The sequence below is a fragment of the Nonomuraea fuscirosea genome, from assembly GCF_035917475.1.
Lineage (GTDB): Bacteria > Actinomycetota > Actinomycetes > Streptosporangiales > Streptosporangiaceae > Nonomuraea > Nonomuraea fuscirosea.
In genome coordinates this window covers 1,960,542-1,975,751 of sequence record NZ_CP109074.1, presented here as the reverse complement: position 1 = coordinate 1,975,751, position 15,210 = coordinate 1,960,542, and the positions used below count along the sequence as shown (strand labels likewise).

Below are 15,210 nucleotides of genomic sequence, written 5' to 3'. Positions count from 1 at the left end.
GCGGAGCGGCTACGAGCACGGTGGGTGAGGACCGTGGGGGGCCGCGAGTGACCGGGGATTCCGGAGCGCGTGCAGGCCCCTGAGCGGTCGAGGTCGTTGGTGGCTGAGAGGCTCGGTGGGTGAGGATCGCGGCAGCGTGAGTGACCGAGGGCATGAAGAGGTCGAAGGTCGTGGAGCGGTCGAAGGTCGTGGAGCGGCTGCGGGCAGCGTGTGGTGAGGCGCACGTGTGGGCGGGGCTACGGGTGATCGCGAGTAACCGAGGATCGCAGATGGCCAGGGTCGTGAGGGGCCGAGCGTCGCGGATGGTTGAGGCCGCAGATGTGAGCTAGGGGCCATGATGTGGTCGCGGGGGCGCACGGTGCGGCGCTGGCGGCGAGCGGCACTGGGCGTGCGCTGCTGAGGTGTGCGGCGTTGATGGTGTGCGGCGTTGGCGGCATGCCGCGTTGATGGTGTGCGGCGTTGGGGGCGTTTACTTGGTGGGTGGGCCGGTGTAGGAGGCGCGGAGGCGGAGGAGGGAGCCGCGGTGGTACTCCTCCATCGCGTGGGCCAGCCAGCCCGCTGCTCTGGCGACCGCGAAGATCGCCTCGCCGGCGCCGCTCACCATGCCGGTGACCGCGGTGAGGACGGCGAGGGCGAAGTCGATGTTGCGGTCGGGGAGGCGGCGCCGGCGCATCTCCGCCAGCAGGGCGTCTCCGGCGGCGATGCGCTCATGGCCTGGGGCGGCGGTTCTGACCAGGTCGAGCAGCAGGGCGCCGCGGGCGTCGCCGTTCTTGTAGACACTGTGGCCGAAGCCGGGGATGCGCTCGCCGCGCCGTACCCGCTCGGTGACGACGCGGGCGGCCTGGTGTGGCGCGGCGATCTCGGCGAGCAGGCGTTCGGCGCCGTACGACGCTCCTCCGTGCAGCGGGCCGCCCAGTACGCCGAGGCCGGTCAGCACCACGGCGTACGGATCCGCCTTGGCGGAGGCGGCGACCCGGGCGGCCAGCGTGGAGGCGGCCAGTTCGTGGTCGGCGAGCAGGACCAGGGCACCTTCGAGAGCGGTGAGCAGGGCGGGGGTGGCGGGTGCCGGGCACAGGCGGGACCACAGGCGCGCGGCGATCGAGTCGCCATTGGGCTCGCTGAGCTGGGGCAGCGCGTCCACCAGGCCGGCGATCATGCGGCGGCCGGTTTCGGTGACGGAGGCGGGGTCGAGCTGATGGCGGAGGGAGTCGGACGCGCCGAGGACCGTGGTGATCACCTGCAGCCGGTCGAGCGGCAGCAGGTCGGCGGGCAGTCCGCGTTGAGCGGCGACGGCCGCCTCCAGCGCCTCAGGCTCACACCGCCAGGCCGCGGGTGCCGCCATCCTGCGCCGCCCACCGACCTCGGGCCCACGTCCCCGGCGGGCACCATGCTCACCAGCGACCGACACCTCGCCCTCAACGCCGACACCGCCTTCGTAGCCGGCCGGCCGTCCCTGCGTAACGCGCGCGCCTGGGGCGGAATGTTCATGCGGAGTTGACGCACCGGCGACCGACGCCCCACCCTCAACGTCGGCATCGTCTCCGGAGACGGCCGGACGCCCCTGCGGATCGTTCGTGCGCGCGAGTGAAGGTTCATGCGGAGCGGACGCGTCGGCGGCCAGACGTTCCCGCGGCGGAACGTGCGCTCTGGCGGCCGACACCCCGTCCGGAACGTCAACGCTGCCGGTGAAACTGGCTGTTTCGCGAGAGATGCCCGCGTCGCTCGTGGAAACGACCGGGGTGCCCAAGTCGCCGGACGAAGCACCCGAGTCGCCCGGAAGGCCAGGGTCGGCGTTGGAGGTGCTGGGAGCGGCGTTGGAGGCATTCGGATCGGTGGTGGAGGCGTTCGGAGTGTTCAGGGGGGTCGGTCGGGTGGGGGGCCAGACGGTGGGGTTGCCGGTCCAGAGCCATTCCGCGACCGTTTCGAACGGGGCCATGCCCGCCAGGCTGAGTACGTCGAGGCCTCGGTAGTAGGGGCGGTCGACGCCGAGTGCGGTGATGGCCGATTCGATGACCAGTTCCGGGCGCTGGTTGCGGGGGCGGCCGCGGCGGGCCAGGCGTTCGATCTCCTCGGCGGAGAAGAGGCTGCGGCGCCCGTCCTCCCCGTGCCGCCGCTGCAGCACTCCCCTGCTCACGTACGCGTACAGCGTCGCGGGTTTGACGCCCAGCCGTTCCGACGCCGTGGCCGCGTCGATCCACTCCGCCACCGAACACCCTCCGAAGTTGACGATAATCAATATTGATCCATGTCGAACGAGCATGTCAACGTGGGAGCATGCCCAACGTTCACTTCCTCGACGTGACCAACCGGGACGGCGTGCAGACCGCGCGCACCGGCCTGTCGAAGTTCGGCAAGACCATGGTCAACTTCTATCTGGCCAGGCTCGGGGTGGCGCAGTCCGAGATCGGGTTCCCGTTCCTCTTCCATGAGGCGCCTTACGTCAGGGCGCAGGTGGCGCTGGCCGAGGCGGGTGTGTTCGGGGAGCTGCGGCTGTCGGGGTGGTGCCGGGGCGTGCCGCAGGACGTGGAGCGGGCGGCGCCGCTCGGGCTGAAGCACTACAACCTGTCCATCTCGACCTCCGACTACATGATCCAGAACAAGTTCCGCGGCCGGCTGGGCCGGGAGGAGATCATCAGGGAGATGACGGCCGCGGTCCGCGTGGCCAAGGGCGCGGGGGCGCTGACGGTCGGGGTGAACGCCGAGGACGGTTCGCGTACCGACGACGGGTTCCTGCTGGAGTTCGCGCTGGCGGCCAAGGAGGCGGGCGCCGACCGCGTACGCTACTGCGACACCATCGGCGGCGACACGCCCGGCCGGATCCGTGAGCGGTTCGCCAGGCTGGCCTCGGGCGCCGCGATGCCGGTCGAGACGCACTGCCACAACGACCTGGGCATGGCGGTGGCCAACTCGGTGTCGGGCGCGCTCGGCGACCTCGACGCCGGGCAGGACGCGTGGATCAACACGTGCGTCAACGGCGTCGGCGAGCGCTCGGGCAACGCCGACCTGCTGTCCACCGTGCTGGCGTTCCGGCACGGCTTCGGCCTCGACGCGAAGATCGGCGACCCGCTGGATCTGTCGTGGGCGCGCCGGTTCGCGTTGTGGGCGAGTTACGCGCTGGGGCAGCCGCTGCCGTACAACCAGGTGGGGGTGGGGCGCAACGCGTTCGCGCACGAGTCGGGCATCCACGCCGACGGGGCGCTGAAAGATCACGGCAACTACGAGTTGTACGACGAGGCGACGCTGGGCCCGTTCCCCGACGACCGGCACGCGCGGGCGGGCCGGGTGGTGCTGACCGGCGAGTACGGCGGCAAGGCCGGCTTCCGGCACGTCATGGACGGGCTCGGCACCGAGGTGGCCGACGAGGACCTGTCGTTCCGCGTGGTCCAGCTCTGCAACGCGATGACGGGCAGGCCGCTCACCGACGATGAACTACGTCTGATCGCGGCCCATCCGCGCGAGTTGTCCCTGTTGTTTCCCGGTTACTAGGCCCGGTCGGCGCAGGGTGCTGTTCCCAGGCCGTCGAGGTCCCGTCAGCGCAAAGTGCTGTCGCCGGTTTCCGGCAGGGCGAGCAGGCAGAGCAGGCTCAGCAGGGCCATCGCGGCGACGTACCCGCCGACCGCCAGCGCGCCCAGCCCACTGGCCTGCATGGCGGTGGCGACCAGCGGCGGCACCGCGCCGCCGAGCACGCCGCCGAGGCTGTAGGCGGTGGACGCGCCGCTGTAGCGGAACTCGGTCCTGAACAGCTCCGGCAGGTACGCGCCCATCGGCCCGAAGACCAGCCCCATGAGCGCGAGCGCCCCGGCCAGCGCCACCCCGACCAGGAGCACCGAGCGCGTCTCCATCAGCGGGAACATCACCAGCCCCCACACCACGGCCGCGATCGTGCCCGTGATCAGGGTGCGGCGGCGGCCCACCCGGTCGGACACCACGGCGGAGACGACCGTGCCGGCCGCCATGAACACCACCCCGACCATGGTCAGCGCGAGCATGGTGGTCCTGGGGATCTGCAGTGTGTCGGTGCCGTAGGCCAGGCAGTAGGTGGTGGCGGTGTAGAAGAGCGTGTAGGCGATCGTCATGGCGCCGGCGCCGAGCAGCACGCGCCGCCACTGGTGCCGCATGAGGCCGGCGAACGGCACCTTGGCGATCCGGCGCTCGTCCATGGCCTGCTGGAAGACGGGCGTCTCGGAGATCTTCAGCCGTACGTACAGGCCGACGATCACCAGCAGCAGGCTCGCCACGAACGGCAGCCGCCAGCCCCAGCTGTCGAACTGCCCCTCGCTCAGCGTCTCCCCGAGGACGAGGAACAGCCCGTTCGCCACGATGAACCCGGCCGACGGGCCGAGCTGCGGGAACATCGCGTACAGGCCGCGCTTGCCCGGCGGGGCGTGCTCGGTGGCCAGCAGCGCCGCGCCGCCCCACTCGCCGCCGAGGCCGATGCCCTGCGTGAAGCGCAGCAGCACCAGCAGGACGGGCGCGAGCACGCCGATCGAGGCGTAGCCGGGCAGCAGCCCGATCACCACCGTCGAGAGCCCCATCACCAGCAGGGACACGACCAGCATGGACTTGCGGCCGATCCGGTCGCCCCAGTGACCGAACACGGCCGAGCCGAGCGGCCGCGAGATGAACGCCACCGCGAACGTCGAGAACGCCGCGAGGTTGCCCGCCACCTGGTCCATCTCGGGGAAGAAGGCGGTGTTGAGCACCAGGGCCGCGGCGGTGCCGTAAATGTAGAAATCATAGAATTCGATCGCGGTGCCGATCAGGCTGGCGGTCGCGATCCTGGACCGGCTCGGCGCCGACGTCTGGGGGGATGTCGTCATTCTGTCTCACCATGCGGACTAGCGTCTTGTGAAGTGGTACGGGAACGCTACCACCTGCGCGATGTTACGTTTCAAGCAATGCTGACTCGGGGAAAGGGAAACAGTTTGGCTGTCGAGCTGGTCATCTTCGACTGCGACGGGACGCTGGTGGACAGCGAGCCGATCTCCGTACGCGTGGGCACCGCCGCGCTGCGCCGCCTGGGCTGGACGATCGACGAGGCCGAGTACGCCGAACGCTTCGTCGGCTGCACGAACGACTACTGGCTGGAGCAGATCGGCCGGACCCCTCCCGGCTGGCGCGAGCAGCTCAACGCCGACTACGTGGCCGCCGTCAAGGCCGAGCTACGCACGATCGAGGGCATCGAGGAGGCACTCGAGCGGCTCACCATCCCCTGCTGCGTGGCCTCGAACGGCCGTCACGCCACCATCCGCCGCAGCCTCGAACTGACCGGCCTGGCCGACCGGTTCGACGGGGCGGTGTTCAGCGTCGAGGACGTGACGCGGGGCAAGCCGGCACCCGACCTGTTCCTGCACGCCGCCGCCGTCATGGGGGCCGAGCCCGAGCGGTGCGTGGTGGTGGAGGACAGCCCGTTCGGGGTGACGGCGGCGGTGAGCGCGGGCATGCGCTGCCTGGCCTTCGCCGGCGGTGTCACGCCCGTTTCGCGGCTGGAGGGGCTGGGGGCGACCCTCTTCCACGACCCCGCCGAACTCCCCGACCTGATCGCCGCCCTCGACTGACCCGGCTCTCCCCCCAGGGTGCGGGAAACGGTCGGTCACGCCTCCTTGCGGGTGCGGCCGTTCTCGTCGAGGTAGTCGCGCCACGACCGCTTCGGGGTCCAGCCCAGCAGGCGGTGGGCCTTGGCGCAGGAGATGCCCGACGCGTCCGGCCTGGCCAGCGCCCGCAGCTCGACCCGGTCACCATGAGAGCGCCGCAGCGAGGCCGCGAAGTCGTGCCCGCCCGCGTTGTCCGGCGAGGCGATGTAGAACACCTCGTGCCCGGGCAATTCGGACTCCGCGGCCAGCACGATCGCGTCGGCGAGGTCGTACACGTCGATGTAGCTCAACAGCCCCGCCCCCACCACGGAGGCGTCGCGCACCTGCGGCCCGAGATTGCGCTCGTAGTTGCCCTCGTGCTGCACCCAGCTCGGCCGCAGCGAGATGCACCTGATGTCCGACCGGCGCACGGCCGCGTCCATGAGCTGCTCGCCGAAGTGCTTGGCCAGCGCGTACGGGTCCTGCGGCCGGATCGGGTGCTCCTCGTCCACCGGCGCGTAGTCGGGCAGGAACGGCCGCTCGGGGAAGAAGAAGCCGGGCACGGTCTCGCTGGAGATGTTCACGAACCGCCGGACGCCGAACCGCACCGCCGCCTCGATCATGTTGAACGTGGACATCAGGTTGTTCTGGAACACCACGTGCGCCGGGTTGGAGGTGGGATCCGGGATCGCCGCCGCGTGCACCACCGCCTCGGCCCCGTGCGTCACCGCGAACGCCTGCCCGGCGTCGGTCAGGTCGGCCTGCACGTAGCGGGGGGTGTCGGGGTCGTGGCGCTCCCAGACCGGGCGGGTGAGGTCGGTGGCGGTCACCTCGTGACCCGCCTCGGCCAGGGCCTTGACGGCCGCTCTGCCCACCTTGCCGTGGGCTCCCGTGACGACGACGCGCATGATGACCGCTCCCTTGGTATCTCGGCCCGGCCCAGCGTAGTGCGCACCCGCCGCCAAGGTCATCTCCCCGGAACGGCCGCGTCACCCGCGCCCGGAGCGAAGGTCATGTCGCCGTACCTCAGGGCCTCAGCGCAACCCCACCGCCCGCAGTGTGGAGCCGGTGCGGGTCTTGGTGACCTTGAGCTGGGCGGTGATCCTGGTACGCAGCTCGGCCACGTGGCTGACGATGCCCACCGCCCGCCCGCCGTCGCGCAGCCCGTCCAGGATGTCGAGCACGCTGTCGAGCGTGTCCTCGTCGAGCGTGCCGAACCCCTCGTCCACGAACAGCGTGCCCAGCTCCGCGCCGCCCGCCTCGGCCGTGACGACGTCGGCCAGCCCCAGCGCCAGGGCCAGGGAGGTGATGAAGCTCTCGCCGCCGGACAAGGTGGCCGGGTCGCGGTCGACGCCGGTCCAGCCGTCGGCCACACGCAGCCCCAGCCCGCCGCCCGCGCGAGTGCGGGAGCCGGCCGTCTTCCGCAGGTCGTGCCGCAGCAGGTAGCGGCCGCCCGACATGTGGTCGAGCCGTTCGTTCGCGGCGTCCACGACCTGGCGCAGCCGCTCCCCCAGCACGTAGGAGGACAGGCTCATGCTCCACTGGTTGTCGCCGGAGGTGCCGCTGGCCAGGGCCGCCATCCGCTCGGCCAGCCGGTGCCGCTCGGCGGCCGGTCGCCAATGCTCGATGCGTTCCGACAGCTCGGCGTGCAGCTCCTCCAGCCGCCGCGCCCTGGCCCGCGCCCGGTCGAGGGCGCTGGACAGCCTGGTGTACGCCGCCTCCAGCTCGTCGCGCCCGGCCCCGATCGCGGCCAGGTCCGGTGCGGGTTCGGCCGCCGCCGCCACCAGCTCGGGATCGGCCAGCACGCCGCTCACGGCGGCATGCTCGTCGTCCAGCCGGCGCAGCAGCTCCGCCTTGCTCTCCCGTTCCGCCGGGCTCCGGTACGCGGCCTCCGCCTCCCCCACGTCCCCGAACCCCGCTTCGAGTGCCGCCTGCTCGGCCGCCCGCCGGGCCGCGTCGCGCTCGGCGCGGGCCGTCACCGCCGACTGCGTGGCCTCCAGCGCCTCGCGCAGCAGCTCGGCCTCGTCGTTGAGCCGGGACAGGCGGGCGGAGAGGGTGGCGTCGCCGCCGCGTGCCGCGTCCAGCCGCGCGCTCAACCGGCCGGCGTCGCCGCTCAGCTCCTCGTGCCTGGTGCGGCAGGCGGCCAGCCGCGCGGCCACCCGCCGTCCGCGTTCCTCCTGCTCCAGCCGGTCCCGGTTGAGCCCCTCCGTCTCCTGCGCCAGCGCGGCCTCCTGCGCCGCCGACGCCTCCAGCCTGCGCAGCTCACGCTCGGCGGCGGCGAGCACCGCGCCCCCATCGGCCACGGCGTCACCTTGTCCGCCCGCGTCACCGGCCGCGACCCGCTCGGATCCGGTGCCGCCACCGGACGTGGCCGCCTCCGGCCAAGCGGACGGCGGAGCGGTGTGCGGGCCTGCCTGGGGTGCGGTGGTCTGGGCGAGCTGGGCCTGGACGCGGGCCCGTTCGGCGGTCAGTTGCTTTCTGTGGGCGCGGTGGGCGGCGAGGGCTTCGGCGATCTCCCTGGCCTGGTCGCGGACGCGTTCGCGTTCGGTTTCGATGCGTTCGAGCGTGGCGGCCAGGGCGGGCTCGCGGTCGGCCACCGATCGCAGGCGGGCGACCTCCTGCGCGGCCTGTTCCACCTGTTCGGCGGCTGTGTCGACGTCGAGGCCGGCGGTGGCTTCGACGGCGTCGGCGTGGCGGGAACCGATGGCGGCGAGAGTGCGCTCGGCTTCCTCCCGGCTCGCGAGAGCCGCCTCGTGGGCGGACTCGGCCTCGTGTTCGTCGTCGGCCGAAGGTGCGCTCTCGGCGGGAGAGGCCGGATGAGGGTGGTGCTCGGAGCCGCAGACCGCGCACGGCCGCCCGTCGGCCAGATCGCGGGCCAGCTCGGCGGCCATGCCGTCGATGCGGGCCTGGCGCAGGTCGAGCCACCGTTCGCGCAGGGCTTGCGCCTGGTCGACGAGCACCTGATGCCGGGCGGCGGCGGACTCCAGCTCGCCCGCGAGGGCTTCGCGGCGGTGGGTGGCCTCCAGCGCCGCCCTGGCCGCGTCGAGGGCCGCGCTCGCCGCCGGGACGGCCGCCGCCTGCGCGCGTACGTCCGCGAGGGCCGCGTTCGCGTCGGCCAGCCGTTCGGGCAGCTCAGCCTCGGCGGCGGCCACCTCGGCCTCGCGCTGCGCCAGCGTGTCGAGCTCCGCCGCCAGCCTGGACAGCTCGCCGTCGATCTCGATCAGGTGGGCGGCGGCATCGCGGACGGCCCGCGCCGCGGGCACCCTGGCGGCGTCAACCCGGGCCGCGGCGAGCCTGGCCTCCGCCCGTTCGATGAGCTCGGGGAGCCTGGCCAGCCGGGCCGCCACGTCCTCGTCGGCCCTGACCAGCCCGGCCAGCTCCTCCTCCACCCGCAGCAGGTCGCGGCGGACCACCGACAGCCTGGCCTCCTCGGTGAGGAGCTCCTGGAGGCGGGCGATCTCGTCCTGCCGCCGCCGTTCCAGCGCCGCCAGCTCGGCCACGGACGGCGAACCAGCCGCGTTGAGAGCGTCCGAAGTGGCCGGGGCGTCATAAGTGGCCGCGACGTTCGAAGCGGCCGGGGGGTTCGCACCAGTCGGGGCGTTCGCACCGGCCGGAGCGGTCCAAGGAGTCGGATCAGCCGGGGCGTTCGCGGCGGCCGAAGCGGTCCGAGGCGTCGGAGCGGGCGGGGGTGCGGGAGTCCGGCCCCGGTGTGCGATGGCTTCGGCGGCGGACAGCAGGGGGCGGGCTCGGGCTAGGGCGTCGGCGGCCATCGTGCGGGCCTTGGTGGCGGCCTCGGCGCGCTGTCCGGCGACGGTGATGAGCGGGCGCACCCGATCCGCCCTGGCGGCGTCATCGAGGATGGCCTGCAGGTCGGCGCGTTCGTCGGCGCGCTCGTCGAGGGTACGGCGCAGCGTGAGGGCCTCGGCGTGGCGGCGCTGCCGGTCGGCGAGCGCCGCGGCCTGGTCGAATCGCGTCCGCGCCGCTCGAACCGCGTGCCCGGCGGTGGCGAGCTCGCCGTCGGCCCGCCGCACGACGGCCCGCGCGGCATCGAGCAGCGCCCCGGCCCACCGCAGCGGATCATCCTCCGGCGCCGGCACCTCGTCCCCGCCCGACTCCCCCTCGGCCGCGTCTCCCCCGCCGTTGTTCTCCTCGGCTTTGTCCTCCTTGGGCGTGTCTGCCGCCGCCTCGTCTCCCCCGGTCGTGCCCTCGGCGGCGGCATCGGACGGTGCTGAGGAGGCGGGCCAGTCGAAGAGCGACGGCTCGGAGACGCTCCCCTCAGCCGGCGCCACAGCGGGCACCGACGCGGCGAGGGGGCGGGCGGTGAGGAGGGCCGGGAGGTCGTCGCCGGCTACTTCCTCGACGCGCTTGACCGCGTAGTCCACCTGCTGCCGGAGCTCCTGCGCCTCACGCCAGGCCAGTTTGCGGTGTTCGGCCAGCCACGACTCCGCCGCCGTGAAGATCTTGACCGTGAAGAGCCGTTCGAGCAGCTTCGAGCGCTCGTCGCCGTCGGCGCGCAGGAACCTGGCGAAGTCGCCCTGCGGCAGCATCGCCACCTGGCAGAACTGGCCGGCGTTCATGCCGAGCAGCCCGCTCACCAGGTCGCCGGCCTCGTCGAGGCGGGTGGTCAGGCCGTGCCAGTCGGCGCCCTGCCACTCCGACAGGACGACCTTGGACTTCTCCTCGGTGAACCCCGTGCCCCGCAGCTTGGGCCGCTGCCAGGCCGGGGAGCGCTGGATGCGCAGTAACCGGCCGCGGAGCGTCACCTCCAGCGTGACCGACGGCCCCACCGTGGGCGGGGCGTGGTCGCAGCGCAGGCTGCGGGCGCTGTTGCGCTGCCCGGGCACCTGGCCGTAGAGGGCGAAGCACAGCGCGTCGAGGATCGTGGTCTTGCCCGCGCCGGTGGGACCGTGGACGAGGAAGAGGCCCGCCTCGGCCAGGGCGTCGAAGTCGACCGTCTCCGTGCCGGGAAACGACCCGAACGCCGTCAGCGAGAGCCTGTGCGGCCGCACTACGCCATCGTCTCCTTCACCCTCGACGCCTCGATGGCCTGTCTTAGCAGGTCTTCCTCCTCGGGTGCGGCAGGCTCGCCGCGCACCTCCCTGACGAAGTCGAGGGCGACCTCCGCCTCCGGCCGCCCGTTGAGGCGCACGGGCTGGGCGGCGGGCGCGCCGCCGGCCGGGTCGAAGGACAGGGCGAGGGTGTGCGGGAAGCGGGCGCGCAGCCGGTCCATCGCCGATTTCGGGCGTACGGGGTCGGTCAGCACGATCTGCAGCCAGTGGTCCTCGTAGGCGGCGTAACGCGGGGCGCTCAGCAGGTCGTCGAGCTCGCCGCGCAGCCGGCCGACCGGCCGGGGCACGGGGGCGGGCACGAACTCCGTCTCCTCCCCCAGCGTGACCAGCCACGACCCCTTGACGTGGCCCACCTCGGAGAAGGAGTAGGCCAGCGGCGAGCCGGAGTAGCGGACGGTCTCCGACATGCGCTGCCGGCCGTGCAGGTGGCCGAGCGCCACGTAGTCGACGCCGTCGAACGCGCTCAGCGGCACGTGGGCGACGCCGCCGACGCTGATGTCGCGTTCGCTGTCGCTGGCCTGCCCGCCGGTCACGAAGCAGTGGGACAGCACGACCGAGGCGCGGTGGCGCGGGGCGTCGGCCCTGATGTGTCTCATCGCGTGCGCGATGGCGGCGGTGTGGCTGCGGTCGGGCAGCTCCCAGTCGGCCCTGACCAGCTCGGGCTCCAGGTAGGGGATGCCGTAGAAGGCCACGTCGCCGACCAGCACCGGCTCCCACGACTGGCCGGGCCAGGTGCGTACGTGGACGCCCGCGGGCTCGAACAGCGCCGAGCCGAACCGCAGCCGCAGCGCCGAGTCGTGGTTGCCGCTGATCAGCACCACCCGAGCGCCGGCCGCGCGCAGCCGGCCGAGCGCCTCGTCGAGCAGGGCCACGGCGTCGACCGGGGGCAGCGCCCTGTCGTAGACGTCGCCGGCGATCGCCACCACGTCGACCCGCTCGGCCCGCACCGTCTCCACCAGGTGGTCGACGAACGCGGCCTGCCCGGAGAGCAGGCTCTCGCGGTGGAAGGAGCGCCCGAGGTGCCAGTCGGAGGTGTGCAGGATCCGCATGTCGCAGGAAGCTAACAGTTCTCACCGACAAATGCGGTCTCTCCTGTCCCACACGCCAGGAGTAGTCTGAAAGATCAGCGGAAAACAATGCCTTTGGGGAGGCCGATGCGCACTGGCCGTGGCACTTTAAGCGTGGCCGCCGGCCTGGTGCTGGTGGTCCTCGCTTCGGTCGGATACGTGCTGCCGCCCGCGTTCGACCCGCCACCGCTCAAGACGGACGCGGCCTTCCGGTCCATCCCGGCGCAGCCGGCCGACGAGCTGAAGCCCGTCGTGGCCGCCGATCCGATCCGCAGGGAGGCGATCTCGCTGCCGGCGGAGGCCCAGCGTCTCGACGGCACGTTGCGGGTGCCGCTCACCCCGGGCCGGCATCCGGCGATGGTGTTCGTCTCGGGGTCGGGCAACGGCTCGCGGGAGGAGTTCACGCCGCAGGCGGAGTTCCTGGCCAAGGCGGGCGTGGTGACGATCGCGTTCGACAAGCGCACGATCGGCTACAACTTCCGCGACCGCGACTTCGGGCTGCTCGCCGACGACGCGCTGCGGATGGTCGAATACCTGCGCACGCGGCCCGAGGTCGATCCGGCCCGGGTGGGCATCTGGGGCGTGTCGGAGGGCGGCTGGGTGGTGCCGATCGCGGCGGCCAAGAGCACCGCGGTGGGTTTCATGGTGCTGGTGTCCTCGCCCAACGTCTCGCCGCTGCGCCAGGTGGCCTGGGCCTTGAACGAGCAGCTGCTGCGGCTGCGCGCCCCCATCGGCGCGCGTGACCTGCTGACCAGGGCGATGGGCGGCGTCGGGTTCGACTTCCTGCGCTATGACGCGATGCCCGCGCTGAGCCGGGTCAAGCAGCCGGTGCTGGCCTTCTACGGCACCACCGACCCGTCGATCCCCTTCGTCGAGTCCACCAAGGCGCTGGTCAAGGCGCTCAACACGGCCGGCAACGACGACTACACGATCCGGTTCATGGCCAAGGGCGACCACGCCATGCGGGTCAACGGCGGCGACTTCACCGCCGGTTACCTGGAGACCCTGGCCAACTGGATCAAGGGCCTGCCGGGCACGGCCCGGCCCGCGGTGCACATGGCGGGCGCGACGCCGGTCCAGCGGTTCGAGGCCAGCGACGTGCCGGCGGCCCCGTGGTACGCGGGCGGCACGATGCTCGGGCTGACGATCTGCCTGGCCGCCGTCGGTTACGTGGCGGGCCCGGTCGCGGCCATGCTCGTCCGCCTGCGGCACCGCAACCAGACCCCCGTCGAGGCCAACGCCAGGCTGTGGCCGCCGATCAGGCGCCGGCTGAGCCGGATGGCGTGGACCGGGCTGGGCCTGCTGGCCTCGGTGGTGGCGTTCATCACGCTGCTGGTGCTGTTCTCGGTGAACCAGGCGGGCGCCTGGCCCGCCGTGCTGGCGGGCTGGCTGGTCGTCCGCCTGCTGGCGGTGCTGATGCTGATCCAGGAGGTCACGGCGGTGGCGGCGTTCGTGTCGGCGCTGCGTGAGGGGCTGCGGCCGAGCCGGTGGCAGCACGTGGCGGTCGCGGGCGTGCTGGGCGGCACGGGGCTGCTGCTGGTGGCCGCCGCCTACTACGGGCTGTTCTCCTTCCCCTGGTGAGCCTGGTCAGCCGGGGCCTCGCTCTGGTGGATGTAGGTGTTCATCCAGCGGTCGAGCTCGGAGAAGACCTGCTTGCGGGCCGGCTCGGCCGACAGGACCAGGTCGTGCACGCCGTCGGGGATGCGGACGCAGGTCACGTGGGGGCCGATCGCGGTGGACCAGCGGGCGATGTGCCGGGGGTCGAGCACGATGTCGGCCGAGCGCGCCTCCGGGACGAAGTCGCGTACGCGCAGGCCGGTGGTGGAGGCGAGGACGAGGACGGGCACGTCCACGGACAGGCCCGCGTGCAGCCGCCGCTGCGCCCGCCGGATCGCGGCCAGCCACATGGCGTGCACCGAGAAGCCGCCCAGCGGCTTGAGCTCCAGGTCGTAGTCCCATTCGCCCTGCTCGCTGCGGTGCAGCGTGCGCCCGTAGACGGTGCTGGAGCCCAGCGGCAGCGCCCTGCGCGTGTACGACAGCGGCGTCCTGAGCAGGTCGGCGGCCAGCCGCAGCGGCGTGGGCACGTTGAGGTCGAAGAACGGGCTGTTGAGCACGAGCCCCTGCACCAGGCCCCGGCCGCGGACCCGGTCGGCCCACAGGGGCGCGATCAGGCCGCCGGTGGAGTGGGCGTTGACGGTCAGCTCGTCGTGGTCGCGCCGGATGACGCGGACGGCCTCGTCGATCTCGGGGAAGTATTCCGTGATGCTCCTGACCAGGCCCCTGGTCTGGTGCGACAGCAGTGACCGGCCGTATTTGCGCAGGTCGAGCGCGTAGAAGTCGATGCCGCGCTGGACGTAGTGCTCGGCCAGGTGGTCCTGGAAGAAGTAGTCGGTGAACCCATGGAGATAGAGCACGGCCCGGCGGGAGGGGGTCTCGGCCCTCCTGGACACCAGCGTCGCCACGACCTCGCCCTCGAAGTCGTCGGGCATGGGCAGCACGGTGATCTCGTACATGCTAGACACGATAGGGATCGTCGGGCCATGAGGGCACACCGGGCGGCAGGTCCTGGCTGACCTTCATCGGGAAGGCGGCCGGCCTCTTCTCCATGAACGCCGTGACGCCCTCCACCGAGTCGGGCGCGCCGCCGAGCTCGGCCATGAGGCGCGAGTCGGCCGCGTGCGCCTCCCAGGGTGAGGCGGCCGACAGGCCCGACCACATCAGCCGGCGGACGGCGGCGACGGAGACGGCCGAGGTGTTGTCGGCGATCTCGCGGGCCAGCGCGTACGCCGCAGGCAGCAGTTCGTCCGCCGGGTACACGCGCGAGACCAGCCGTCCTTCGAGCGCCTCGGCGGCGGGGAAGACGCGGCCGGTCGCGGCCCACTCCATGGCCTGGGCGATGCCGACGATCCTGGGCAGGAACCAGCTGGAGGCGGCCTCGGTGACGATGCCGCGCCGGGCGAACACGAACCCGAAGCGGGCCGTCTCCGAGGCGAGCCGGACGTCCATGGGCAGCGTCATCGTCACGCCGACGCCCACGGCGGGGCCGTTGATCGCGCCGATGACGGGCTTGAGCGAGCGGGCGATCCGCAGCGCGACCGTGCCGCCGCCGTCGCGCGGCACGCCATCGACGGTCTCGCCGTCCGAGGTCTCGCCCTTCGAGGTCTCGCCGTCCGAGGTCTGGTCCCTGCGGGCGAACGTGCCTCCCCCGCCGCCGAGGTCGGCCCCGGCGCAGAAGGCCCGTCCGGCCCCGGTGACCACCACCGCGCGGACGTCGTCGTCGGCGTCGGCCAGGTCGAAAGCCTCGATCAACTCTCCGCGCATCGTAAAGGTGAAGGCGTTCAGCCGTTCAGGACGCTTCAATGTGACGGTGGCGACGTGATCGGTCACTTCGTACGCGATCTCAGAGAAGGCCATGTCCCGAATCTTATTCGGTTACTGATGTTCACCCTTCGATAGACAGATATTTCGTATCCGATCGGTAGGCTGCCGCCGCTACGGGAG

General features: G+C 72.4%; 10 protein-coding genes. 3 read left to right on the top strand and 7 right to left on the bottom strand.

The window, feature by feature from the left end; all coding sequences use genetic code 11:
• Window positions 1-469: 469 nt before the first annotated feature.
• Window positions 470-2,206 (bottom strand): citrate synthase, encoded by a 1,737-nt coding sequence (locus OIE67_RS08860; RefSeq protein ID WP_326638443.1) that lies wholly within the window; start codon window positions 2,204-2,206, stop codon window positions 470-472.
• Between the two features lie 68 nt (window positions 2,207-2,274).
• Here OIE67_RS08860 and OIE67_RS08855 point away from each other — a divergent pair, with 68 nt between their 5' ends.
• Window positions 2,275-3,486, top strand: coding sequence for a LeuA family protein (locus OIE67_RS08855; protein ID WP_326638441.1), 1,212 nt, complete (start codon window positions 2,275-2,277; stop codon window positions 3,484-3,486).
• A 44-nt stretch (window positions 3,487-3,530) separates the two neighbouring features.
• Here the strand turns inward: OIE67_RS08855 and OIE67_RS08850 are convergent, their stop codons facing one another.
• Entirely contained in the window at window positions 3,531-4,820 is a 1,290-nt protein-coding gene (locus OIE67_RS08850) for an MFS transporter (protein ID WP_326638439.1), read from the bottom strand.
• A 105-nt stretch (window positions 4,821-4,925) separates the two neighbouring features.
• On the opposite strand from OIE67_RS08850, the gene OIE67_RS08845 reads away from it, so the two are divergent.
• A complete protein-coding gene (locus OIE67_RS08845; protein ID WP_326638437.1) occupies window positions 4,926-5,558 on the top strand; it encodes an HAD family hydrolase in 633 nt (210 codons plus the stop codon).
• Window positions 5,559-5,593: 35 nt separating this feature from the next.
• Here OIE67_RS08845 and OIE67_RS08840 read toward each other — a convergent pair whose 3' ends face one another.
• The 3 genes from OIE67_RS08840 to OIE67_RS08830 all read right to left on the bottom strand — a co-directional run bounded on the left by OIE67_RS08840 (window position 5,594) and on the right by OIE67_RS08830 (window position 11,691).
• Window positions 5,594-6,481: an NAD-dependent epimerase/dehydratase family protein gene (locus tag OIE67_RS08840; RefSeq protein ID WP_326638435.1), complete on the bottom strand. Its 888-nt coding sequence runs from the start codon at window positions 6,479-6,481 to the stop codon at window positions 5,594-5,596.
• 126 nt (window positions 6,482-6,607) lie between these two features.
• Window positions 6,608-10,582: an AAA family ATPase gene (locus OIE67_RS08835; RefSeq protein WP_326638433.1), complete on the bottom strand. Its 3,975-nt coding sequence runs from the start codon at window positions 10,580-10,582 to the stop codon at window positions 6,608-6,610.
• On the bottom strand, window positions 10,582-11,691 hold the full coding sequence (locus OIE67_RS08830) for an exonuclease SbcCD subunit D (RefSeq protein ID WP_326638431.1): 1,110 nt from the start codon (window positions 11,689-11,691) through the stop codon (window positions 10,582-10,584). The genes OIE67_RS08835 and OIE67_RS08830 overlap by 1 nt, the downstream gene beginning before the upstream one ends.
• Before the next feature lie 132 nt (window positions 11,692-11,823).
• Between OIE67_RS08830 and OIE67_RS08825 the strand changes: the two genes are divergently transcribed.
• A complete protein-coding gene (locus OIE67_RS08825) occupies window positions 11,824-13,290 on the top strand; it encodes an alpha/beta hydrolase family protein (RefSeq protein ID WP_326638429.1) in 1,467 nt (488 codons plus the stop codon).
• Here the strand turns inward: OIE67_RS08825 and OIE67_RS08820 are convergent.
• Both OIE67_RS08820 and OIE67_RS08815 read right to left on the bottom strand, forming a co-directional pair.
• On the bottom strand, window positions 13,263-14,222 hold the full coding sequence (locus tag OIE67_RS08820; RefSeq protein WP_326638427.1) for an alpha/beta hydrolase: 960 nt from the start codon (window positions 14,220-14,222) through the stop codon (window positions 13,263-13,265). The two genes, OIE67_RS08825 and OIE67_RS08820, sit on opposite strands and share 28 nt — an antisense overlap.
• 1 nt (window position 14,223) lies before the next feature.
• Window positions 14,224-15,123 (bottom strand): enoyl-CoA hydratase-related protein, encoded by a 900-nt coding sequence (locus OIE67_RS08815; RefSeq protein ID WP_326638425.1) that lies wholly within the window; start codon window positions 15,121-15,123, stop codon window positions 14,224-14,226.
• Window positions 15,124-15,210 lie beyond the last annotated feature (87 nt).